The organism is Deltaproteobacteria bacterium (genome assembly GCA_012522415.1).
Lineage (GTDB): Bacteria > Desulfobacterota > Syntrophia > Syntrophales > JAAYKM01 > JAAYKM01.
On the sequence record JAAYKM010000044.1, the window covers coordinates 1 to 24,126 of the forward strand.

15 protein-coding genes, 1 tRNA gene and 1 pseudogene are annotated in these 24,126 nt (G+C 50.7%); 11 read left to right on the forward strand and 6 right to left on the reverse strand.

The genetic code is table 11. The features are described 5' to 3' along the window. Positions 1-163: 163 nt before the first annotated feature. On the reverse strand, positions 164-2,860 hold the full coding sequence (gene hrpA / locus GX147_03910) for an ATP-dependent RNA helicase HrpA (GenBank protein ID NLN59845.1): 2,697 nt from the start codon (positions 2,858-2,860) through the stop codon (positions 164-166). A gap of 24 nt (positions 2,861-2,884) precedes the next feature. Further along, positions 2,885-3,838 carry a patatin gene (locus GX147_03915; protein NLN59846.1) on the reverse strand — a complete coding sequence of 318 codons (954 nt, stop codon included), beginning with the start codon at positions 3,836-3,838 and terminating at the stop codon, positions 2,885-2,887. 141 nt (positions 3,839-3,979) lie between these two features. On the opposite strand from GX147_03915, the gene GX147_03920 reads away from it, so the two are divergent. The 5 genes and pseudogenes from GX147_03920 (at position 3,980) to GX147_03940 (ending at position 11,453) form a co-directional block, all read left to right on the forward strand. After that, the gene (locus GX147_03920) at positions 3,980-6,682 is read left to right on the forward strand and encodes a glycosyltransferase (protein NLN59847.1); all 2,703 of its coding nucleotides are present in this window, start codon (positions 3,980-3,982) and stop codon (positions 6,680-6,682) included. Between the two features lie 164 nt (positions 6,683-6,846). Then, positions 6,847-6,934 (forward strand) — tRNA-Leu (locus GX147_03925). 234 nt (positions 6,935-7,168) lie between these two features. Further along, complete coding sequence (locus GX147_03930; GenBank protein ID NLN59848.1) at positions 7,169-8,563, forward strand: TolC family outer membrane protein; 1,395 nt, start codon at positions 7,169-7,171, stop codon at positions 8,561-8,563. 395 nt (positions 8,564-8,958) lie between these two features. Then, positions 8,959-9,468 (forward strand): annotated as a pseudogene (locus GX147_03935) (sulfate adenylyltransferase). Between the two features lie 14 nt (positions 9,469-9,482). Then, entirely contained in the window at positions 9,483-11,453 is a 1,971-nt protein-coding gene (locus GX147_03940; protein NLN59849.1) for an EAL domain-containing protein, read from the forward strand. 109 nt (positions 11,454-11,562) lie between these two features. Here the strand turns inward: GX147_03940 and GX147_03945 are convergent, their stop codons facing one another. Further along, the gene (locus GX147_03945; GenBank protein ID NLN59850.1) at positions 11,563-11,895 is read right to left on the reverse strand and encodes a hypothetical protein; all 333 of its coding nucleotides are present in this window, start codon (positions 11,893-11,895) and stop codon (positions 11,563-11,565) included. A gap of 187 nt (positions 11,896-12,082) precedes the next feature. Between GX147_03945 and GX147_03950 the strand changes: the two genes are divergently transcribed. From GX147_03950 to hisF, 4 genes are all read left to right on the forward strand, one after another. Next, a complete protein-coding gene (locus GX147_03950; GenBank protein ID NLN59851.1) occupies positions 12,083-14,260 on the forward strand; it encodes a type I secretion system permease/ATPase in 2,178 nt (725 codons plus the stop codon). A gap of 61 nt (positions 14,261-14,321) precedes the next feature. Continuing rightward, positions 14,322-15,635, forward strand: a complete 1,314-nt coding sequence (locus GX147_03955; GenBank protein NLN59852.1) for an HlyD family type I secretion periplasmic adaptor subunit — start codon at positions 14,322-14,324, stop codon at positions 15,633-15,635. Between the two features lie 2 nt (positions 15,636-15,637). Continuing rightward, positions 15,638-16,267, forward strand: coding sequence for a response regulator transcription factor (locus GX147_03960; GenBank protein NLN59853.1), 630 nt, complete (start codon positions 15,638-15,640; stop codon positions 16,265-16,267). Between the two features lie 321 nt (positions 16,268-16,588). Further along, the gene (hisF, locus tag GX147_03965; protein NLN59854.1) at positions 16,589-17,353 is read left to right on the forward strand and encodes an imidazole glycerol phosphate synthase subunit HisF; all 765 of its coding nucleotides are present in this window, start codon (positions 16,589-16,591) and stop codon (positions 17,351-17,353) included. A gap of 89 nt (positions 17,354-17,442) precedes the next feature. Here the strand turns inward: hisF and pckA are convergent, their stop codons facing one another. The 3 genes from pckA to GX147_03980 form a co-directional block, all read right to left on the reverse strand. Next, positions 17,443-19,044, reverse strand: a complete 1,602-nt coding sequence (pckA, locus tag GX147_03970; protein ID NLN59855.1) for a phosphoenolpyruvate carboxykinase (ATP) — start codon at positions 19,042-19,044, stop codon at positions 17,443-17,445. A 287-nt stretch (positions 19,045-19,331) separates the two neighbouring features. Next, complete coding sequence (locus GX147_03975) at positions 19,332-19,604, reverse strand: YkgJ family cysteine cluster protein (protein NLN59856.1); 273 nt, start codon at positions 19,602-19,604, stop codon at positions 19,332-19,334. Between the two features lie 326 nt (positions 19,605-19,930). Beyond that, positions 19,931-20,872, reverse strand: coding sequence for a methyltransferase domain-containing protein (locus GX147_03980; GenBank protein NLN59857.1), 942 nt, complete (start codon positions 20,870-20,872; stop codon positions 19,931-19,933). Between the two features lie 327 nt (positions 20,873-21,199). Here GX147_03980 and GX147_03985 point away from each other — a divergent pair, with 327 nt between their 5' ends. Together GX147_03985 and GX147_03990 are read left to right on the forward strand one after the other, a co-directional pair. After that, positions 21,200-23,287 (forward strand): elongation factor G, encoded by a 2,088-nt coding sequence (locus GX147_03985; protein NLN59858.1) that lies wholly within the window; start codon positions 21,200-21,202, stop codon positions 23,285-23,287. A 96-nt stretch (positions 23,288-23,383) separates the two neighbouring features. Next, complete coding sequence (locus GX147_03990) at positions 23,384-24,082, forward strand: hypothetical protein (protein NLN59859.1); 699 nt, start codon at positions 23,384-23,386, stop codon at positions 24,080-24,082. Positions 24,083-24,126 lie beyond the last annotated feature (44 nt).

Consider the following 24,126-nt stretch of genomic DNA (forward strand, 5'->3'; position numbering starts at 1 on the left):
AAAAAGGTCACGTTGCCGTTTTTTACTTTCTGATTGTTTTGGTTTCATCTGTGTAATTTGCAAGAAAAATAGGGGTTAAGGGTTAAAATCTTGCAAATTACATCGCATAAAAAATGATCATTGTCAAGTAATATTAAATGGTTATGATGTTTTTCAGATACGACTATTTAAACTTCGCATGAATAACAGCGGCCCTTGCCCTGATCGGGTGGAGCTGAACACGGTAGGCTTTGGGCAAACTTTTGAGAAGACCATGGATTTTTTCTCCCCTCAGGCCAGGTATTATCGGGTCATTCATAGCGGAAACCACCATGGACAGGGCGCTGATCGGTACTTTCATGGTTACCCCGTCCCGTTCCGAACCCGGCGCAAGGGCATAAGAAAGTTGAAGGGGGATCCCCCCGATCTGCATCGAATCTGGAAAATTGACCTGTATATCCTCGGGCAGAAGTTCCTTGATCAGCAGATCCCGCTCCGACATTCTCAAAAAATCATCTGAACCCCGTTGGAAAATTAGTTTCCGCAGTGCATGAACACTCGTCGTTCCCGAGGTTCGGCGGCGATAAAATGCGATTTGCCCGTCTCTGCTGATCAGCAGGTTTCTTTTCCGGATTTTTTCCTCATAGCGCCTGATGCGTGCGATCAGTCTTTGGTTGTGAACAAGAAAAGGCATCTTTCGGGAAACATCCCCGTCAACGAGTGCCTCGAGAAACACCGACTCCGATACATCCGGATCTATGTTCCCGTATGCAACGCGTCTTCGGGGAACGATGACCAAACCGAAGAGGCTAACCTGCATGTAGGCCCTGACTTCCCCCTTTTCAGCGTCCCAGTGAGGATCCGTGTAAGTGCGTTTGCACAGATGGTCACCGAGTTTCTCCAGCCATTCTACCTTGATATTCGCAACGGTTCTGGCGTATGGCTTCGATGTTTCAACATATTCTGCTGCCACAATCCATCTGCCGCTTTTCGAAAAAAGGCCTGAGCCGGGAAAAATGAAAACGTTCCTGTTCCTGGCCGCCAGAAACAATTTGTTTTCTTTTTTCTGTGCAATATTCGAAAGATAGCCCGATACAATCGATTTATGGATTGCTTCGTAGGGTGGATCGTCCGGGGTCAGCTCAGAAAACGCGGCTGTTTCCAAAGAAGTTTGGGCCGAAGAAGAGTCCAGGGCCAATCGGTACTCCCGATGCTGTTGCAGGATGGTGACGATCTGATGATAAATGTCCCGCCATTCCCGCATCCTGTGATAGGATAAAAAGAACTCCCGACAGAAGACCCTCATTTTCTTTTCAGACCGGCGGGTTTCCCATGCCTCCCTGTAAAGCCGCCATATATCGAGCATAGTCAGAAAATCCGACTGCGTATTTTTCAGGCGGCCATGTATTTCATCCGCCGATTTTTCCTTTTCCGCAGGCCTTTCGCGGGGGTCCCGAATGCTCAGGGCCGAGGCAATGACAATGACCTCATGAAGGCATTTTTCGCGGCGTCCCTCAATGATCATCCGCGACACACGGGGATCGATGGGCAGAAGCGCCATCAACCGTCCATAATCGGTTAATTTGCAGTGAAAAGCCCCCTTCGTCGTTTTTCCTCGGGTCCACTCGATGGCCCCCAGTTCGTGGAGCAAATTGAACCCGTCCCGAATGGCTTTTTCAGCAGGCCTGTCAATAAACGGAAATATCTGGATTTTCGGCAGATTCAGCGACAACATCTGGAGGATGACGCCCGCCAGGTTTGAACGGAGTATTTCCGGTGTGTTGAATTTTGGGCGCCTATGGTAATCGTCTTCATCGTAAAGTCTTACGCAGACACCATTTTGAATCCGTCCGCAGCGGCCTGCCCGCTGGTTTGCACTGCTTTGGGAAATGGGAAGGATGGGTAAACTGGTGGTTCCAGTTCCGGGATTGAAACAGAGTATTCTGGCCAAACCGGTGTCGATGACAAAACGGATGCCGGGTATGGTCAAAGACGTTTCCGCAACGTTTGTCGCCACAATGACTTTTCTTTTCGTTCCCTGAAAGACTTTTTTCTGGTCTGACCAGGGCAGGCGGGCGTAAAGATGCAAAATTCGTACGTCTGTGTCATTTTTCCCCTTCAGCATTTCACAGCAGTCACGGATATCCTGTTCAGTGGGCATGAAAACAAGGACGTCACCGACGGTTTCTTCCATCAGAAGCTCCTCGATCGCATCAACGGCTGTGTCAATATAATTTAAATCACCCTTCTCCTCCGATTCGTGGTCAGGGGGCCGGTAACGCACTTCGACCGGATACATTCGTTCCGATACTTCAATGACCGGGGCATGGGAAAAGGCCCGGGAAAACTTTTCGCTATCGAGGGTGGCCGAGGTGATGATGAGTTTCAGATCTTTTCTTCGCTTCAGGAGGTCAACCAGGATTCCCAGAATAAAGTCGATATTGAGACTCCGTTCATGCGCTTCATCAATGATAATTGTGTCGTATTGCCGGAGTTGTGGATCATGTTGCGTTTCGGCCAGGAGGATACCGTCGGTCATGATCTTAATGATTGATCGACGGCTGATTTTTTCCTCGAATCTAATTTTGTAACCTACAGTCCCTCCCACGGTTTCCCCAAGTTCTTCCGCGATGCGATGGGCGATGGTGACCGCGGCAATACGTCTTGGCTGGGTGCAAGCGATTTTCCCTTTTTTCCCCCGTCCCGCTTCGAGGCACATTTTGGGTATCTGCGTGGATTTGCCTGAACCGGTGGCACCACAGATGATGATCACCTGATTTTTGAGGATGGCCAGTTGAATGGCCTTTTTTTCCCGGAGAATCGGTAGCGCTGGCGGATAGCGTATGTTGACCCGGTGGTGGAGTGAAGCGTTGTTTCGCATAGTTAAACCGTTTTTCCGATGGGTTTATCCTATTTGGCCAAGTTGCTCCAGAATGGAGGGGATGAGAGAGTTCGTCGACTCCCATCCGGCCTCGATGGCTTCCCTGGCCTTGTGAAATTCCAGCAGCCCAATCGCGGATAAGCGGGGTGAAATCAGGATGTCGGGACGGTCTTCGAGCAATCTCTGCCGTGTGATCCGGTCCTGCATGATATAGATGGCGTTAGCCATGACCTCGATCATGTTTGGTGTTTTTTCTGTTTTCTCATCGGGGCGTTCAAAGCGCTTTATGAATGAAAGGTTGTTTCTGAGGAAGTCGGAGTGGAGGACATCGAACAATTTGTCATGCAGGCCGTTGTTGATCCGACTGTTTTTCCTTGAAAAATTCTTCCCCAGAATATCATCGTTTAAATTCACGGCGATCACCAGATCCGCCTCCATGGCGCGACACAACGAAACCGGTACGGGATTTACCAATCCCCCGTCGATGAGCCACTGTTGTCCTCTTTCAAATGGTGTAAAAAGACCCGGCAGGGAAAAGCTGGCCCGCATGGCATCCAGAAGCGGACCTTTGCGAAAACAGATTTCCTCTCCCGAGAGCAGATCCACGGCAACGGCACCATAGGGTAAGGGGAGATTTTCGATCATTTTGTCGGAAATTATTTCCCGAAAAAAATTCGTTATGTTGTCGCCTTCGAGAAGACCCCGGCGTGACAGACTTACATCCATGAATTTAAGAAAATCTATCCATGAAAATTCCCGGGCGAAATCTTCGAGAGCGTCGAGGATACCGGCGGCATAGGCTCCGCCGACAACAGCGCCCATCGAGGAACCGCAGACCAGGTGGATGGGAATCCCTGCATCCAGCAGACATTGGATCACGCCGATATGTGACCATCCCCTCGCTGAACCGCTGCCGAGAGCCAGACCGATTCTCTTTTCCTTTTTCCCGTGGTCAATATGATGTTGAAGATTATCCATAATGTGTCTAATATACCTCTACTACCACAACATGAGGGTTTGTTTCCATGGGCATCGTTTTATAACGATATTTTCTTGTGTTTTCCAGTCCATGAACACGTTGTCCCTTCATCATTAACTTTTCCGCGGGTCAGAGGATTTATGCCGATATTAACCCTTTACTTTCAGCTTCATCAGCCGATGCGCCTTCACCCGGACCGGGATCGTTTCCTCTGGGAGGAAATGAACCGCAATGTTTTTCTCAAGGTTTCAGAAAAATGCTACATGCCAGCCTTGTCCATGTTCGACGAGCTCATCAGGAATTATCCGTCATTCAAGATCACCCTCAGCATGTCCGGCACGTTTTTGGAACAGGCTGAAAAATACAAGCCCGACGTCATCAAAGCCCTGAAAACTCTGATCGAAACGGGAGAAAAGCATCGTCAAGTCGAGTATCTTGAAGAGACCTACTATCACTCATTGAGCAGTCTGTTCGAGGACCCGCGCAAGAAGGAATTTCGTGATCAGGTCAGTCTGCATCGTGACAAAATGCGCAGGTTGTTCGGTATCTTTCCGACATCGTTTCGGAATACAGAACTCATGTTCAACAATCAAATCGCCGAGGTGGTGGCGGATATGGGCTATATGGCCATGCTCTGCGAAAAAAGAAACGATATGTACACCCTGGGAAACCACCCCATTTCTCCCAATGCGGTTTTCCGGGCGAAAGGCACGGACATCCTGGTGCTCCCCCGAAATCGTGATTTGAGCGACGATATCGCTTTCCGTTTTCCCCAGATGCCGATCAGTCCGGATCAGTATGCGGAATACATCGCCCAGGTTGACGGCGAGGCGGTCATCCTCGGTTACGATTTTGAACACATCGGCGAACATATCTGGAAGGAGCGGGGAATATTTGAATTCTGGCGCAACCTGCCAGAGGCGCTGATGAGAAAGCCAAGCATTGTTTTACAAAACCCGTCGGAAATCGCCGAGTCCTTTCAAAACAACGTCGACTGTCCGGTTATCGACATTCACGCCCTTTCGACATCATCATGGGCGGACGCGGGAAGGGATACCTTCGGCTGGCTCGGCAACCCGACGCAGTACAGCTTGTTCCGGGACATCGAAATAATGGAAAGGGATGTCAAAAAAGCGGGCGGCGATCATTTGGAAAAATGGCGCTACCTGACCACATCCGATCATGTCTATTTCCTGCATGAACATATAGGTGAGGATCACGCCGTTCACTCCTATTTCAATCCATACGGCGGTTCCATCGCTCAGCCCACACATGTCCTGACCCGTAAAATTGATGACCTCGAAAATTCAATACGGCGTTATGAAATACTCAAAAGGGCGGAAAGAACGGCGGTCCTTTTGATTACTCCGGAGACGGGAAAGCTTCCGGAAGATATGGGCGAACTGGCCCGGTATATTTCCGGAAAAAGCGGCGGGCAGGGAGAAGTGGTGTCGGCCTTGTGTGAAGGTTTGACGGATAGAGGCATCGACGTACATATCGCCACGCTCAATTTAAAGAAAAGATTTCAGAAAGAGTCGCAGGTTGATGAAAAAGAATGGAGGGAGATCCGCTACAAGATGGATTCGAAAAACATTCATCTTGTCAGTTCTTCCACCTTCGCGGACCATTTGAGCGCCTATTCCGGCGACCCGCTGTTGACGGCCGCTGAGTTTCAGGGGGCGGTCATTCAGCACGTTATCAAAAATGTTCGGGCACGCCACAAGGGAAACATGATCATGCACAGTCATGACTGGATGGCGGGGGGGATGATTTCCGCTTACGCCAAGGCCGCGGGTATTCCATTGCTTCATACTGTACACAATGATTTCACCGCTCTTATCCCCCTTGACACCTACACGGGGATCGCTGTGGAGGAATTGTCCGAAAATCTATATTTCGGCTTCATGGACGGGAGGCGCTGTGTCGATTGCCAGGCTACGGCCATCAAAAATTCGACGTTGATCAATTTTGTTGGTGAGCGGTTTCTTCGCGAGGTCGTGGAAGGCTATTTCATGGACCGCAACATCATTCCATGGAGCGTTCGCAACGAGGTCAAGGCCAAATATTACAGTGATTCAGCCAGGTACATTATCAATGCACCGGCCTCCGCTATGTATCCGGAGAATTGCGAATACCTCATTCAAAAATACGATCCGGACAATTTTTATGAAGCCAAGCAAGCCAATCTCGTGGAATTTCAACGAAGAACGGGCCTGAGCGTGGATCCAAACGCGATTCTCTTTTTTTGGCCTTCACGGCTTGATCCGACGCAAAAGGGCGTCCAGCTTCTCGAAGAGATAGCCGGACCCTTTGTTGACACATTTCCTGATACGCAGATTGCCGTTGTCGCGGACGGTGTCGGAAGTGATCGGACTCATGTGGATATCATGGGACGAATCGCCTATTCCTCGAAAGGGCGAATCGCCTACCATCCTTTCAGCGACAGTCTTTCCATGTTGGGGTTTGCCGCGGCAAGTGATGTGTTCGGCGCATCGTTGTATGAGCCCTGCGGCCAGATCGATCAGGTTGGCAACCTCTTCGGCGCCACGGCCACGAACAGGGACACGGGCGGGTATCATGACAAGATAAGGGAATTGCTCCTGAAAATCGACGGGGCCCCCGTTGATGTGGGAAACGGTTTTTTGTTTCGGGATTATGATGCGGGCGGTCTTTGGTATGGTATGCAGAAAAGCGTTCATTTTCACCGAAAACCGCTTGCTGTTCGGAACGAGCAAATTGAAAGGATTATGCGGGAAGCCAGGGAGCGTTACGATCTGAATAACATGATCGCGGAATACCTGCGTCTTTATGAAAAGCTCAACGCCGGTCGTCCGTTGGCATGATCATAAACGGTGTACACGGTGATCTCGACGACCTCTTCAATTTCATGAAGTCGCTTTTCCCGGGCAACGCCTGGAAATTGCATTAACCGTTCTACAGTACAAGAAGAGCAGATTTTCCTTGAAAACGGATTACGAATCGATTAAACCATTTTTTGCTTTTGGTTGCCTGGGTGGCGGAACGGGTAGACGCAAGGGACTTAAAATCCCTCGGCTTTCGTAGTCGTGAGAGTTCGATTCTCTCCCTAGGCACCATTTTTCAATGAGATAATGTTTGCATATACAAAAACATGGTTTATAATACATCGTTAAATACATCTTACACGTTCGTTGTAAGTTATCCGTGACATTAAAATCTTTAGAAAGCAGGGTTCCTCATTGTCAGTTTTCATTGAGTTGCCGATTTTCAGAAGTGGGAGAGGATTGTAAATGTTTGATAACTCTGTTTTTCCACAGGTATTTTCTCAGCGAGAAAGGAGAATAAGGAAAATGAGATTATTTTTGAGGTACGCCATTTCCCTTGTTGTGTTATTTCTTTTTTCTGGATTTGAACCCGTCCAAGGGGAAACGATTCAGGACGCCGTTCAGGCCATACTGAAATCGAATCCGGATATTCGTGCCGCCGCCTATAACAGGCTGGCGAGAGAGCAGGAGGTTGTGCAGGCTAAATCCAGGTTCTTTCCAACCCTGGATGCCCTCGGTCGGGCAGGATATTACAGAAAGGAGCATCCCTTCAAGGATCACGATTGGCCGAGGGAAGCGATCCTGAGTCTCAGGCAGAATGTGTTTGAAGGTGGCGCCACCTTGTCCGAAGTCCAACGCCAGCAGGCGCGGGTCAAATCGCAGGCCTACTTGCTGCAGGCCCAGTCGGAGGTCATCGGTTTACAGGCCTGCAAAGTCTATCTGAGTGTTTTGCAGCAACAAGACCTGCTGGATCTGGCGAAAGAAAATCTCCTGATTCATGAACGAATTTACGATCAAATGAAAATGAGAAGTCAGGCCGGTATTGATCGGAGGGCCGATCTCGAACAGGTTATGGGCCGTCTGGCCCTGGCCCAATCGAATCTGGTCGTTGCCAAGGCGAATCTTGAGGATGGGAGGACGGATTATCAGGCCGTCATCGGCCATCTTCCGGAAGAACTGGAAAGGCCGGAATCGGTTGAAGCGGTTATTCCTCCCACCAAGGAAGAAGCGGAACAGACTGCCATCAAAAATTATCCTCTCCTGAAATCGGCACAGGCAGACCTGGAGGCGCGTCAAAAGCAGCACGAGACGGCAAAACGAGTCAATTATCCAAGCCTTGATCTCACCGTGGATTATCGATGGGCGGATGATGTTGATTCCATTCCCTACGAGGAAGATCTGACGGCCATGGCGAATGTGCGTTTCAACATTTTTAATGGCTTCAAGGACAAAGGGCGGATTGACGAAACCCGATACCTGATCAATGAAGCCGAAGAGATAAGGAACAGCACACAACGCCAACTGGTTCATTCCATTCGCCTCTCTTATGAGGCCTATCTGGCGGCCCAGGACCGTGTCAAGAATCTCGAGGAATACGCGAAAGCCGCCGGCTTGACAGCGGAAGCATTTACGGCACAGTGGACAATCGGGCGCCGGACGATGTTTGATGTTTTGGATACGCAGGCGGAATATATCAATGCAAAATCGGATCTCGTGACGGCAAAATACCAGAAGAGGTATGCTGAATACCGTGTTCTGAGCGGAATGGGGCTTTTGACAAAAACGATGGAGCTTGAATGGCCGGAAGAGAGCGTCGTCGAAAGAGATCAGGTCGCGGTGGTGAAGAAATCGGCTTCCGAAGAGGGGGCGGCACCGGATGAAGCATCGGCAGCAGAGGCGGAGATGGATCAGGAAGATTAACAACGGATCCGAAAATGAATCCACCAGACGGCAATACTCCCCGGTAAACACCGGGGAGTATTTTTTTTATGCTATCCGGATCACTTTCTTTATCTTCTGTCAATTATAACCCTTTAGGCACTTTCCCCATATTTACCAATTCTTCTAAAGTTTTAACAACATTTGACCGATTTGATGAATACGGAAAATTCATTATGATGACTTTCACGAGAAACTGCGACTGAAGGAAATTGACTGGGAACAACAACATACTTAGATGGATAATACTTTTCCAGATATGCCTGTTCTTTTTCGCTATTTTGTGTTCCGCATTCACCAAAGAAAATTTTCGTTTGAATCAGGAGCTCTTGGTCAAAGTGGAACAAAAATACGGTAAAGCGGCGGTGGACAGGCTTATGCAATGGGAGGAACTGATTCGTATCGGTAAGAGGTTGACCGATCTTCAAAAATTGGAAAAAACCAACCGTTTCTTTAACAGAATGGCGTTTGCGAATGACGTGGACCTCTGGGGGGTGAGGGATTACTGGGCCACTCCGGTTCAGTTCATCTGTAAAAACGCCGGAGATTGTGAGGATTTTGCCATCGCAAAATATTTTACCTTGAAAGCCATGGGGGTTTCCGAGAGCAAACTGAACATCACCTATGTAAAAGCTGTTCGCTATAACATGCCCCACATGGTAGTGACATACTATGGTAAACCCGGATCTGAACCGATGATTCTTGACAATTTGATCGATACGGTTGAGTTGGCTTCGAAGAGAACAGATCTGGTGCCCGTTTTTACATTCAACGGCACGGGGCTTTGGCTGGCTCACTAACGAGGACAGGGAAAACTCGCCGGCTCCAGCAGCAGAATCACGCCCTGGAATGACCTGCTGAAAAGAATATCGGAAAACGATCCTTAAACGGGGGGAAGTGCATGACCCTATACCGACAATTATTTATTTTTACACTTTGTCTTTTCTTTCTCCTTTTTATGGGAAGCTGGCTGGCCAAATTCGAGAGTACCCGGACGTTTCTGATGAACCAGCTCGAATCTCATGCCCAGGATACGGCGACTTCCCTCGGTCTTTCCATTACCACATCAGTGGTCAACAAAGACATGCCCACCGTGGAAAGCATGATCAATGCCGTTTTTGATCGGGGATTCTATGAATCGATTCGTCTGGCTGACAATGAAAATGAGACGACGCTCGAAAGGAATCTGAAGATAACCGTGGAAACGGTTCCTCAATGGTTTATTGCCCTCGTCCGCCTGCAAACACCGGAGGCATCGGCAAAGCTCATGTCGGGCTGGCGTCAGGTCGGTACCGTCCACGTGAAGAGTCATCCGGGCTACGCCTACAATACCCTCTGGAACGATGTCGGGCACATGACACTGTGGTTCACGGCTTGCGGTGTTCTCGTGTTGGTCGGCGGCGCTCTTGGCCTCCGGGTTCTTTTGAAGCCCCTGATCCGTGTGGAAAAACAGGCCAACGCCCTTTGCCGGAAGGAATACGAGGTTCAAGAGGATCTGCCCTGGACGAAGGAGTTGAGGTCGGTCGTTCAGGCCATGAACCGGATGACCCTGAAAGTCCGGGAAATGTTCGAGGAACAGGTGGCCAACGCCGAGAGTTTGCGAAAACGCGCTTACACGGATCCCCTCACAGGTCTGGGTAACCGGCGTTATTTTGACAGTCAGACAACCGCCTATCTGGAAAAACGGGAAATCGAGAAAAAAGGCATGCTTTTCCTCGTTCAGCTCCACGATCTGTCCGGCCTGAATCGGAGCCAAGGATTTCAGGCCGGTGATGAACTGCTCAGAAGGGTGGGGACTCTGCTGAGAGATTGCTTCATCTCTTACGAAAACAGCGTGCTTTCACGGCTTACGGGGGGTGATTTCGCCGTTTTTCTTCCAGATGCGTTTCAATTTGAGGCGGAATCGCTCTCAAGAAGAATTACGGACCACCTGAAGCAGATAGCGACGGAAAAGATTTCCCTATCGGAAAACGTGGGGCACGTCGGGGTTGTTTATTTTGACGGGTTCGAAAGTCTTTCCCGCCTTCTTTCGGAGGCCGATGCGGCCCTGGCCTCGGCGGTTCAAAGCGGTCCGAACACCTGGCGCAGCAGGGCAATCGGAATTGAAAGCGCCGAAACACCTTTGGGACGGCAGCAGTGGAAAGAATTTCTGGAAAAGTCGTTCAGGGAAGAGAAAATCACTCTGGATGCGCAGCCCGTCGTCAGGGCACAGGAAAAGGATCAGCTTTTGCATCTCGAGGTTTTTGCCCGGATCATTCAGGAGAACGGTGAATTGCTGAACGCGGCGTCCTTCATGCCCTTTGCCGAACGCCTGGAGATGGTATCGGCATTGGACCGTCTCGTCATTAAAAAAATCGCCTCCATCGACCGCCGAAGGCTTCCCGTCGATACAGTCGCCCTCAATATCTCTGCGGCATCGCTCCGGGATTCCTCCTTCTTTCAATGGATAGAAACGATTTTGGATGAATTGACGCCTTCCGCCCCGCGCCTGGTTTTCGAATTTACCGAATTCGGCGTGATGCAGAATATGGATCTGTTGCGACAATTCAAAACGTTGGCGGGAAAACACGGCCATGCGGTGGGCCTTGACCATTTCGGACAAAGCTTCAGCCATCTGGCCTATTTACAATCGTTACAACCCGAATATGTGAAGATTGACAGCGCCTATACGAGCGAGATTAAGGAAGAGGAAAATGACAGCCGCTTTTATATTCGCGCTCTTTGCAGTGTGGCCCACAGTATCGATATTTCCGTCATAGCGGAGGGTGTCGAAACGGAGGAACAGTACAGACTTCTTAAAGACTTGAATCTGGATGGTGTCAAAGGCTATATGATTGAAAAACCAAGATCTCTTGAATCGTTTTTGGTGTAGCCTGTTTTGAGGAGTGGTATCGCATCGGGATGACACGCGGGTAAGCATGCTTGTTCCCGTATCCGATGCGCATGGGAGGGTTTCCTGAGTCAGGGGCACCCCGGTGCCGTCATATAATATCGTCAACGGTGAGGATGCTGTGGGAAGCGTGTTTTTCGCGGATTTTTTTCCGTTCCATGATTTTTTCCTGTGCTTTTTCAGGAAGTTCGGTAAAGATGATGACGTTTTTGCGGATCAGAAGATCGACCATGTCTTCCAGAAGACGGATGAAGCCCATATCAGATATGGCAAGCAGGGTTTGCCAGGATTCATTTGTGGCATTTTGTTCCAGGAAATCCAGGATATCCTGGTCAATCGATTTTTTCTGTTCCGTGGCATTGTGTTTCGGCTTGTTGTGTAAAGCGATGATTTTTCCTTCCTTATCCCGTTCAACATACAACATGGCATTTACTCCGGTGTTTTATTGATTCGATTTTTCAGGATATTTGTATATATACAATTACTACGATTCGTGCCAGTTCAAAATAAGGGCTAACCCGGACACCGATGCCAAAGAGATCACAGGGTCCGGTGACTTTCAGTTGTGAAAATACATGTACCGGCAAAAGGAAAAAGGAAAGTAGAAATCTATGTCCGAAGATAAAATGATTGAATCCGTCGTGGAAGAATGGGGCATTGGCAAAGAAACGGATGGTCATGCCGATCCATTACTCGACTGCCTTGTGCAGATCAGTAAAATTCATGCCCGGCCATCCACCAGAACGGGCCTCAGTTCAGGCTTGCCCCTGGTCAACAACAGGCTGACCGTGGGATTGTTCGCCAGGGCGGCTGCACGGGCGGATTTATCAACACGCATTGTGGGCAAACCCCTTGCGGAAATTTTGTCCATCCAGTTGCCTGCGGTTTTGCTGCTCCATGAAAGGCAGGCCTGTGTCCTGATCGACGTCATCGATGGCGGCAACCGGTTTAAAGTCCTTTTGCCCGAAACGGGTATGGGCGAGAAGGTGGTCGCCAAGGAAGAACTGGAGAAAATCTATACGGGTTACGCCATCTTTGTCAACCCCAAGTACCGCGTGGGGAACAAATCTCTGGACGATGCCGGTGCAGGCAAGACGACCCACTGGTTCTGGGGGACAATCTGGGAATCCTGGCGGGTGTATCGGGATGTACTGTTGGCCGCCTTTCTCATCAATGTTCTTGGGCTTGTCGGGATCTTTTACGTGTTGAATGTGTATGATCGGGTGATTCCAAACAGCGCCTACGAAACACTTTGGGTGCTGTCAGTCGGTGTGACGATCGTGTACATCTTTTCCGTCGTCATGAGGGGGTTACGCAGTCATTTTATTGATGAAGCCGGTAAAAAAACGAACCTGAAACTTTCCTCGATGCTTCTGCAAAAGGTGCTGGATCTGAAAATGGAGGCGCGACCCCAATCCATTGGTTCCTTTACCAACAATTTACAGGAATTCGAAAGCATCCGGGACTTCATTACGTCGTTCTCCATTACGGCCCTCATCGATATTCCTTTCATGCTTCTGGGTCTTCTGGTGGTCTGGTACATCGGAAGTATCCTGGTGCTTCCGTTTTCTGTTGCCATTGTCTGTCTCCTCGCTTATGCTTATTTTGTTCAGAAACCTCTGCAGGATGCAGTGGAAAGGTCCGTCAAAGCCTCGGCGCAGAAGAACGCTATTTTGGTGGAAGGAGTCGCCGGTCTTGAAACAATCAAGATGCTCGGGGCGGAAAGCCAGATTCAGCGTGCATGGGAAGAAGCGGTCAGTTTTATTGCAAAATGGAGCAGTCGTTCCCGCTTTCTTTCTTCATCCGTACAGGATGTGGCTTTCTTTATTCAGAGCACGGTGGTCGTTGTCGTCGTTATCGGTGGCGTCTACATGATAAGCGACGCAAGGCTGACCCAGGGCGGTTTGATTGCTCTGGTCATCCTCTCCCGGCAGGTCTTGGCGCCCATGGCTCAGGTGGTCAATCTCGCCACCCGCTATCACCGCTGCAAGGAAGCCCTCAGAACGCTGGATGACATCATGAAGTTGCCCGTTGAACGTCCCGACGGCAAGAATTTTGTTTTAAGATCCCATTTTGACGGAGCCATCGGCGTTAAAAGCCTTTCTTTTGCCTATCCCAACCAGCTCAACAAGGTTTTGAATAATATCAGCCTCCAGATCAACGCCGGAGAAAAAGTGGGGATCATCGGCCCGGTGGGTTCGGGAAAAACGACACTGGGAAAATTGCTCTTAGGTCTTTTCGAGCCGACGAACGGCATGGTCACGATGGACGGAACGGATATCCGCCAGATCGACCCGGCTGAATTGCGCCACTTCATCGGTTACGTTCCCCAGGATATTGTTTTGTTCAAGGGAACGGTGCGAGATAATGTCACCATGGGAACCCACGACATCGATGATCAGACTGTGCTCCGGGCCGCCGAATTGACGGGTGTTTATAATTTTGTTAAGAATCATCCTCTGGGTTTCGATATGGAGGTACAGGAGTTTGGAAGGGGGCTTTCCGGCGGCCAAAGGCAATGCGTGGTCCTGGCAAGGGCACTCCTGATGGATCCCCCGATTCTTGTTTTGGACGAACCGACCAGCAATATGGACAACCGAAGCGAGATTCGGTTAAAGAACAATTTGTCGAAGATCATTAAAAATAAAACCCTGATCCTGATTACCCATCGGGCATCGCTTCTCGAAATGGTGGATCGCTTGATCGTCATCGACAACGGCACGATTGTGGCTGATGGACCGAAATCATTTGTCATTGAGGCCATGAAGAAAGGCCAACTAAATATTTAGCGGGAGAAAAAAATTGGCCGAAACCGAAAAGAAACGAAAAATCAATGAACTGTTCCGCCGGATGCCTGAGGATGTGCCCGATTACATCACCGACATCCGGCATGCAATCATGGCTCAGTCACCACGCGGAGGCCGTTTGATTCTATACGCCACCACGCTTCTGTTTGTGATTTTTTTGATCTGGGCGGGATTGTCCGAAGTGGAGGAATCAACGCGCGGGGAAGGGAAGGTGATTCCTTCCGGCCATATCCAGGTCGTACAGAATCTCGAAGGTGGAATCATCGCGGAAATTCTGGTCAACGTGGGGGAGCTGGTCGAAAAGGACCAGCTTCTCCTGAGAATCGATGAAACCCGTTTCGCCTCGTCCTTTCAGGAAAACCGTGCCAAATATCTGGCCGATAAAGCGAAAGCGGCGCGTTTGGAGGCGGAGGCTTCGGGAACGCCGTTTCGTGTGCCGGAAGAGGTTCTGAAGGAAAAACCTGAAATAGCGGCTTTGGAACAGGAACTTTATCAATCCAGAATGTTCGAGCTTCAGTCCAGTTTGAGCATCAAGAAACAGCAGGCCCACCAGCGAAAGATCGAGTTACAGGAACTGAGAAGCAAACAGGAGGAACTGATACGTACAAACGCCCTGCTGCAACAGGAGTTGAGGATGACCAAACCGTTGGTTGCGAAAGGCGCCGTGTCAGATGTGGAAATCCTGCGGCTCGAACGGGAGGTCAGCCAGAAGGAAGGAGAAATTGTCTCTATTCGCCATGAAATCCCAAGGGCCCAATCGAAATACCAGGAGGCCATGATGGCCATCCAGGAATTGAATCTGAACTATTCGAACAAATCCAAGGCTGAACTAAACGAAGTGCTGGCGCAGGTCGATGAATCCTCCAGCACCTCCCTGGCCCTGAAGGATCGCCTGGAACGCACGGCGGTGCGCTCTCCCGTGAACGGTACCGTGAATCGTCTTTTGGTCACTACAATCGGGGGGGTCGTGCAGCCGGGCATGGACCTTGTCGAAATTGTACCTCGGGAAGGCAGCCTTCTGATCGAAGCCCAGATCAAACCTTCAGATATCGCTTTCCTCCGGCCCGGCCAAGATGCTAATATCAAATTCACGGCGTACGATTATACGATTTACGGCAGTCTGCCGGCCAAACTGGAACATATCAGCGCAGACAGCATTACCGACGAGAGGGGAAACAGCTTTTATCTGGTCAGGCTTCGGACAAAAAAGAACTTCCTCGGCACCACCCAGCATCAATTGCCGATCATTCCCGGCATGGTTTCAACCGTGGATATTTTGACCGGCAAGAAGACCATCCTTTCCTATATTCTAAAACCGGTTTTAAGAGCAAAGTCCTCGGCATTAAGGGAGAGATAAATATGGCGAACATTCTGCTCGGAGCTTCAAACAGGGCTCTTATCAAGCGCTGGCTCGGATTATTACCGAAAAATACAAAAACCGACACGGCCATGACCCTGTCGGAGTTCCTGCAAAAATGTGTTTCGAAAAACCACGATCTGGTCATCGTCCATCGTTCGTTCATCGATGTGAAGGCATTCATGGAACTCAAAAAACTCACCCCCATGCTCAAATATTTTCTTCTTTCGGATGAACCCAACGAAGAGGAAGGGCTTGCCTTTCTGAAACTGGGCATCGTCGGATACGGCAATACATATATTTCTCCGAACCGCATGGCGGATGCCATCCGCGTTGTGTCCGGCGGCGGTGTCTGGCTGGGGCAGAAAGTCATTCAGTTTCTGATCCAGGAGACCTATAACCGGACAAAGAGAGGATCCTCCGAAAAAAAAGAAAGGACCTCTCTGGATGGCTTGACCAGAGCGGAGTGGCGCATCGCCGAAATGGTTGCCATGGGACGCTCCAACCTGGAAATTGCAGCGGATCTCGGGATCACCGAACGGACGGTCAAGGCCCACCTGACCTCAATCTACGAGAAAACAAAAACAGGGAGCCGCCTGAATCTGGCCCTGTTGATCAATAAGCTGGAATAAGCCTTTCTTTCCATCGTTCTTCAGAAAATCGGTTCATGCACCGCTGCATACCTGTCGGACCGGTTCTGTCTGGTGAAGAAGAATGGTTTTTCATTTTGGTCGTTGACCATCAGAAATTTACCGGGGTGTGGATATGGCGTCAACGCATGTAAATGGCCGTTGGAACTTTGCAGGTATTCATGTCGTTCCCGCGATCCAAAAGGCCTCAAGGACATTTTTTACAGCCCCTATTTTTCCAGGCTTATTGAAAAACAGGGGGTTAAACATCACGGTTGGAATAGACCAAGACTTCGAATCAAAATGCAACGGGAAGGAATGATCATGGAACCGATAAAACTGATGCCCTGTCTGGATATCAAAAACGGTCGTGTCGTCAAAGGCGTTCATTTCGCCGATATCAAAGACGCGGGAGATCCTGTAGGGAACGCCGCGTTTTACCAGGAAGAAGGGGCTGATGAGCTGGCCATGCTCGACATCGCCGCTGCGACGGAGAACCGTAAAACGCATCTCGAATGGGTCAAGCAGGTGTCCTTCGTCTTGAGGATCCCCCTGACCGTGGGCGGAGGCATCAACGAATTGAACGACATCGAACAGGTGCTGAGTGCGGGAGCCGCCAGAGTTTCGATGAACACGGCGGCGGTCATCAACCCGGAGTTGGTTTTGGAGGGGGCGAAACGATTCGGGGCGGAAAAAATCACCGTAGCCATTGATGCCAGGAGGAATGCGGGGATGCCGTCAGGTTTCGAACTGGTCATTTCCGGTGGAACGAAACCCGTCGGGGAGGACGCCGTCGAATGGGCAAAGCGCTGTCAGGAACTTGGGGCGGGGTTGATACTTCCGACGAGCATGGACGGCGACGGGACCCTGGGCGGTTATGACATCCGTTTCATCAAAGCCGTTTCGGAAGCCGTGTCTGTACCGGTTGTGGCGTCCGGTGGCGCAGGGAAACTGGAACATTTTTATGACGCCGTTGTCAAAGGGGGTGCCCGAATACTTCTGGCCGCATCGGTTTTTCACTACAGAACGTTTCGTATTCGTGAGGTCAAGGAATACCTGAGTGAAAGAGGGGTTCCCGTACACTTATAAACTCGGTGATTTAACCTCCCCGCCTTTCCCCATCCAATATCCGTCAGGATCTGTACGGGTTGAATTCGATCGGCCGGTAAGCCCCTCCCTCAAACCGTCGGACCCGCAGCGAGAATTCCCGGGGGAACCGCATCCGCATATTTTCTGAAGTTTTCTTTGAACAGCCAGGCCAATTTGCTCGCCTGGGCATCATAGGCTTCCGGATTTGCCCAATTCGCCCGCGGATCGAGTACGTCGTCCGCCACACCGGGGCAGGTTGTCGGTACAGCGATGCCAAAAAACGGGTCATTTCGGAAAGGGACGTCATCCAGCAAACCGTTGAGGGCGGCGTGAACCATGGTTCGCGTATCCTGGATCCGGAACCTGCTCCCTATGCCGTAGGGCCCGCCGGTCCATCCCGTGTTGATCAGCCAAAGGCGAACATTGTGCCGGTTGATCTTTTCCCGAAAGAGTTGGGCATAGACGAGTGGCGAAAGAGCCAGGAAAGGCGCGCCGAAACAGGAACTGAAAGTTGCTTCGGGTTCGGTCACTCCCTTCTCCGTTCCCGCCACCCTGGCGGTATAGCCTGAAAGGAAATGATACTCTGCCTGCTCCGGAGTAAGCTTTGAAATCGGAGGAAGGACCCCGAAAGCATCCGCCGTCAGCATGATGATGTCTTTCGGATGCCCCCCTATACCCTTCCGTGTTGCTGTGGGAATATGGCTGATGGGATAGGCGGCCCGGGTGTTTTCCGTCAGGGTGTCATCGTCGAGATCGATACGACATGTCGTGCTGTCGAATCCCACATTTTCCAGAATTGTGGCGAATTTCCTTGTCGTCTCATAAATTTCCGGCTCCGCTTCGGCGGAAATACGGATAATTTTCGCATAACATCCTCCTTCCAGGTTGAAGATTCCCTCTTCACTCCAGCCGTGCTCATCGTCTCCGATGAGAACACGGGTGGCGTCCGTGGACAGGGTTGTCTTGCCCGTTCCTGAAAGCCCGAAAAAGACGGCCACATCCCCTGTCCTGGTCATACTGGCGGAGCAATGCATGGAGAGAATGTTCTTTTGAGGCAGAATATAGTTGAGGACCGAAAAAATGGATTTCTTCATTTCACCGGCGTAATGGGTACCCCCGATGAGGACCAGGCGCTCGGCAAAGTTGATGACGATAAAAACTTCGGAACGGGTGCCGTCTATTTGAGGAATGGCGTGGAAATTCGGCGCATGGAGCAGGGTAAAATCAGGGACATGGTTCGTGAGTTCCTCCCTCTGGGCCTGAATAAAAAGATTCCGTGCGAACAGATTATGCCAGGCCGTTTCCGTAATGACCCGGATGGGGATGCGATGCTCCATTGCCGCACCGGCGAAACAATCCTGAACATAGACGTCTTTACCCTGAAGATAGGCCAGCATGCGCAGGCGCAGGGTCTCGAAGTGCTGGGGAGACATGGGGCGGTTTGCTTCCCCCCACCAGATTTTTCCTTCGTTCGTCGGTTCGCGGACGATGAATTTATCCTGGGGAGAGCGTCCGGTGTGGTGTCCCGTACGAATGACCAGGGGACCGATATGGGCAACCCTCCCTTCCCGACGGTGGATTACCTCTTCATAAAGTCGGGGGGTGGGCAAATTCCAGTAGATGGTGTTCAGGTTATGAATACCGTGCATGTCAAGACCGTAATGACTTTCGATCATACTCTGGTTGCTCATGATTTCTCCTTTTTCTGTGACGGCCGGCCATGTTCGGCCTCTGAATGTTTCAAGTATCCGTATCTATGAATCATTGCACTGTATCAGTATATCTGAAAAAAAGAAACATCATCCCGCACTGGTTTCCAATTCGAAATGGGCGGTTCAAAAAACGATCTCATCTCGTCATTTTGTCGTCCGAAAAGATGGACGGATTAAATTTGCATGACAAGGTGTAACAGAGATGACAAAGAGGGCCCCTTCAGGAATTGGTCTGATCAGTCGGTTCGGTTTAAGTTTACCGGCATTCAGTCCTTGAACTGGGAACAGATTTCCGAAGATCCCGGCTCATAATTCCGGCACACATCGGGCCTGGTTTCATGAATCGCACAGGAATGAACCGTGCCTTCCCAGGTAAGGAACGGGCATCGGTTCAGGTAACGCCCGTCCACATCGGAAATCAGGTGGTCTCCAGCCCAGAATGCCTTTTCATGATCGATAATGTCCAGGATGTCCTTTCGTCCTTCCCGCCGCCAGCGTGCCATATCTTTCTCCGTCACGTAGGCGATAAAATCGACCATGCAGCACACACCACAACGTTTGCAAATCAACGAAATCAACCTTTCTTCAGATAGTTGCTTGCCATTTCAAAGAACGTCAAAGACACAGAGGGTGTCAGCACGTTTTCGGACCATCACGCGAAAGACATTTCCTTGGGGCGTCTCGCCCCTGCGGTTGTGGGATATGGCGAAGCGTGATGTAAGAGGATTTCAATCAGAGGGAACGGGTTCAGCACAACGCCGGGATCGGCGTTGTGCCAGAACTTTTTTCCTGTTAGATCTTTCCGGCCTCAGAATTCTTTAAAAACGTTCGGTTTCATTCCTTTGCATGATTTTCGTTCTTTCCGTCAACCCACCTGCCTCGTCAGGAGGAGGTATTCGTATTGGAAGAGATCCGCGACGAAATGTCGAAGAACCTCGTGCTCGTGCCTGGTGGAATGGCGACGCTTAAGCAGCCACAGAAGGGAATCGCTGAAATCGGCCCTCACGAAATCCGCCAGGGGGCCCCTGCGGACGTGATAGCCGTGATGGGCGGCCACGATTTCCAGGAGGGAGAACTTGATCGTGTATTCATCATGCCCTTTGAGAACAATCCGCTCCGGATTCCCGGGGGCCGAAACGGGTATAATGTCCCGGTATTCGTCCGGAACCGTTGCCTCGCAACTGTGTTCGCTCATGAAAATATAAGGAATGCCTTCCTTGCAGAGCTTCTCCGTTACTTCCACAGCTCCGAGATTGAAGTTGAATGTATCCCGCTCTGGAAGGGGAAACGCGTAATACCTGAAAAGAGAACGCATTCTTTGAAGATCGGTGTCGCCTCCAGTCCGTTCCATGAGGGAGGAAACGGCGATATTCACTCCTGTTGGAAAATCCCCGATATTTTCATTGAGAATCACCAGGTCGAATTTCCGCAGGCTATCCCCGGGAATATCAAATATATCCGCGAGCTGGAACTGCACGGGGTAGCCGTGAAGAATTTTTTTCTGTTCTTCCAGTAAAAACGGGGAGATGTCAATCATGGTCGCCTGAAAATCCGGGTTCATTTTGAGCAGGTCATGCATGAGGTATCCATAGCCGCCCCCTATTTCCAGGACCGATGAAATATTCGCAATAGGCAGGGTGCTCCTCAAAAAATCGTATAGATGACACCCGTAAGAAACACGGTTGGCCAAAACGGTTCGGCAAGGACTCCGGTCCGGGTAAAGGCTGTTGCACACGGTCAACTCCCAGCCGAGAGAATTCATATCCCGGATGTGGTACATCCGTGTCGAGTTGATAAAATAGGCCATTGTCCCGGTCCCCGTAGGTAATGAAGACGATTTTGGCTTCTATACCACGAATATCGCCGGTATTGAACAAATATTTCTTGACAAACGCGATCAAAGGGCGTAGCTTCCTCACCTTTACCGCAGGCCGTCCGGATCACGGTCGCAGATACTGCAGACGGTGGTTGATTTCCAGACGGCTTCTTGAAGGGAATCCCACCCACGGAACATGCCGTGCAGCCGGACCCGAATCCAATTCATCAGACAACCATTCAAGTTGCAGTCTGCTTCCCAAGGGTCGGACATGCAGGCACCAGGGGGAGCCGTTTTTTGAGTAAAGAAGGAACAACTATGCCACAAACAACGAACAATATAAGGAATATCGGGATCAGCGCCCATATCGACTCGGGAAAAACGACCCTGACTGAACGCATTCTTTTCTATACGAAACGAATTCACGCGATCCATGACGTGAAGGGGAAGGATGGCGTCGGTGCGACCATGGATTCCATGGATCTTGAGAAGGAACGCGGCATCACCATTGCCTCGGCCGCGACCTATTGCAACTGGAACAGCCATGTCATCAACATCATCGATACCCCCGGCCATGTCGATTTTACGATTGAGGTGGAACGATCCCTTCGGGTCCTCGACGGGGCCGTTCTCGTTCTCTGTTCCGTAGGGGGCGTTCAGTCCCAGTCGATCACGGTGGATCAGCAAATGAAACGTTACAAAATACCCTGCATCGCCTTTATCAACAAGTGTGACCGCAACGGTGCCAACCCCCTGCGTGTCATTTCCCAGTTGAGAACGAAGCTGGGGCACAACGCCGTGGCCATGCAGATCCCCATCGGTCTCGAGAGTGAATTCCAGGGTGTTGTCGATCTGGTTGCCATGGAGGCGATTTATTTTGACGGCGGAAGAGGAGAAGTTGTACGACGGAGCCCCATCCCCGACGCCCTTCTGCCCATGGCCCACGAAAAACGGGAGGCATTGATCGACGCCGCATCCATGTTCTCCGACGAATTGACAGACGCGGTCCTGGAAGGGAGCGATGTTTCCACGGAATTGATCATGGAAGCTGTGCGCAAAGGAACCCTCGAGCGCAAGCTGACCCCGGTGTTTCTCGGATCCGCCTATAAGAACAAGGGGATCCAGCCCCTGTTGGACGCCGTGAGTTCCTATCTGCCGAGCCCAAGGGAAGTGATCAACGAGGCGATCGATACGGAAGATGAGACCCGCACGGTCGTTCTGACCGGTGAGGCGGGCGATCAGCTCGTTTCGCTGGCTTTTAAGCTGGAAGACGGCCCTTACGGGCAGTTGACCTACATCCGGGTTTATCAGGGCACCGTCGCACGGGGCGATACGATTGTCAATACGCGGACACGGAAAAGAGTCAAGGTCGGTCGTCTGGTCCGCATGCACGCCGAACAGATGGAGGACATCGACTCTATTGGCGCCGGTTCCATCGGCGCCCTCTTCGGTATCGAATGCGCCTCGGGCGACACGTTCGTCATGCCGGGGGTGAACCTGACCATGCTTCCCATGTTCGTTCCGGACCCGGTTATCTCCCTGGCCCTCAAACCCAGCGACGAGAAGGCCCAAATCAGTATGTCCAAGGCACTGAACCGTTTCACGAAAGAAGATCCGACGTTTCGTACCCATGTCGATACGGAAACCAACGAGACGATTATCGAGGGAATGGGTGAGCTGCATCTGGAAATATATGTGGAGCGGATGCGTCGCGAATATGGCGCCGAGGTAACGACGGGCAGTCCAAGGGTGGCTTATCGGGAGACGATTACCCGCCATGCCGAGTTCAACTACACCCACCGGAAACAGACCGGCGGAGCCGGCCAGTTTGCCAGGGTTGCCGGTTTTCTGGAGCCCTATGGGGAGGGGGATTTTCTCTTCGAGAATAAAATCACGGGCGGCGCTGTTCCCTCCAACTATATTCCAGCTTGTGAAAAGGGTTTCCGGCAGTCCCTGGAAAAAGGACCGAAAATGGGCTTTCCTGTAACGGGGCTCAAGGTGTCTATAAACGATGGGGCTTTCCATGCCGTCGATTCCTCCGAAATTGCCTTCATCGCCGCGGCAAAGGGTGCTTTTCGGGAAGCCTACGCCAAGGCGGCCCCGGTCATCCATGAACCCATCATGAAGGTGGTCATCGAAACCCCAAGCGAATATCAGGGCGCGGTCATGGGACTTATCAATCAACGGCGGGGGATCATCGTCGGCGTTCAGGACGAAGGCGTCGTGAGCGAGGTCGAATCCCAGGTTCCTTTGGCGGAGATGGTCGGGTTTGCTACCATTTTGCGCTCCGCAACACAGGGTAAGGCCCAATTCACAATGGAATTTGCAGTCTACCGGCAGGTACCCCAATCCATTGCCGAAAAGATCCTTGAAGAGATTGCCTTGCGCAAGGAAAGTGCCGCATAATATAAAGGTTGGCGGATATCATTAAAAGAATATTCCATCGGGTACGCAGTACACTGCCCGGGACAAGTCATTCACCCGTCGGATAGGAGCGATGCCATGATGCTGAAAGAACTGGACGAAAGAAATCCTCTGGGACAACTGAAATTGGACCTGGAAGCACTCAGGAAGAACGGCACATTTGGTGCGGTGATGGCTCCGGCCGGAGTTGGGAAAACGGCCCTGCTGGTCCAGATCGCCCTCCAGGCCATGGTGAGGAAATCTTCGGTGTTTTATGTGAGTCTTCAGGATCCGATCCAGAAGGTTACTTTATGGTATGATGAGATCCTTCAGGATTTAGGAAAAAGTATGCCACCGGAAAGTGTAAGCGAACTGAGGGAAAAAATGCTTCTGCATCGCTTCATCATGACGTTCCGGGAGGACAACTTCACCGTGCCCAAACTCGCGGAGCGCCTGAATGATCTTATTGTACAGAATATATTTCAACCACACATTTTAATCATAGACGGCCTGTATTTTGATGAAAAATGCGAAGGTGTCTTGAAAGAAATGAAAACCCTGGCGTGCGAACGGGGTTTGTTCGTCTGGTTTTCCATTCACATCCATCGGAACGAACAAGCGAATTCATCGGGAATCCCTTTATCCGTCGAGGGGTTAGAGCAATATTTTCAAGTACTCCTTAAGATTGATGAAAAGAACGGTTCCTTTTTTCTGAAGACAATCAAGGGGGGGGATGCGAGCAGGGCCGTTGAGGCTGAGCCACGTCTCGATCCCACGACGATGTTGATCGCCACTTGAAAAACTCCTTGACAAAGCGCATCGGGATGGCATAAACAGTGGAT

Bases quoted from the DNA above. Each gene is read 5' to 3' on its own strand.
- hrpA (NLN59845.1), bottom strand. From the start codon at position 2,860: ATGCGAAACAACGCTTCACTCCACCACCGGGTCAACATACGCTATCCG.
- GX147_03990 (NLN59859.1), top strand. From the start codon at position 23,384: ATGATGCTGAAAGAACTGGACGAAAGAAATCCTCTGGGACAACTGAAA.
- GX147_03915 (NLN59846.1), bottom strand. From the start codon at position 3,838: ATGGATAATCTTCAACATCATATTGACCACGGGAAAAAGGAAAAGAGA.
- GX147_03920 (NLN59847.1), top strand. From the start codon at position 3,980: ATGCCGATATTAACCCTTTACTTTCAGCTTCATCAGCCGATGCGCCTT.
- pckA (NLN59855.1), bottom strand. From the start codon at position 19,044: ATGAGCAACCAGAGTATGATCGAAAGTCATTACGGTCTTGACATGCAC.
- GX147_03950 (NLN59851.1), top strand. From the start codon at position 12,083: ATGTCCGAAGATAAAATGATTGAATCCGTCGTGGAAGAATGGGGCATT.
- GX147_03985 (NLN59858.1), top strand. From the start codon at position 21,200: ATGCCACAAACAACGAACAATATAAGGAATATCGGGATCAGCGCCCAT.
- GX147_03930 (NLN59848.1), top strand. From the start codon at position 7,169: ATGAGATTATTTTTGAGGTACGCCATTTCCCTTGTTGTGTTATTTCTT.
- GX147_03960 (NLN59853.1), top strand. From the start codon at position 15,638: ATGGCGAACATTCTGCTCGGAGCTTCAAACAGGGCTCTTATCAAGCGC.
- GX147_03975 (NLN59856.1), bottom strand. From the start codon at position 19,604: ATGGTCGATTTTATCGCCTACGTGACGGAGAAAGATATGGCACGCTGG.
- hisF (NLN59854.1), top strand. From the start codon at position 16,589: ATGGAACCGATAAAACTGATGCCCTGTCTGGATATCAAAAACGGTCGT.
- GX147_03945 (NLN59850.1), bottom strand. From the start codon at position 11,895: ATGTTGTATGTTGAACGGGATAAGGAAGGAAAAATCATCGCTTTACAC.
- GX147_03940 (NLN59849.1), top strand. From the start codon at position 9,483: ATGACCCTATACCGACAATTATTTATTTTTACACTTTGTCTTTTCTTT.
- GX147_03955 (NLN59852.1), top strand. From the start codon at position 14,322: ATGCCTGAGGATGTGCCCGATTACATCACCGACATCCGGCATGCAATC.
- GX147_03980 (NLN59857.1), bottom strand. From the start codon at position 20,872: ATGGCCTATTTTATCAACTCGACACGGATGTACCACATCCGGGATATG.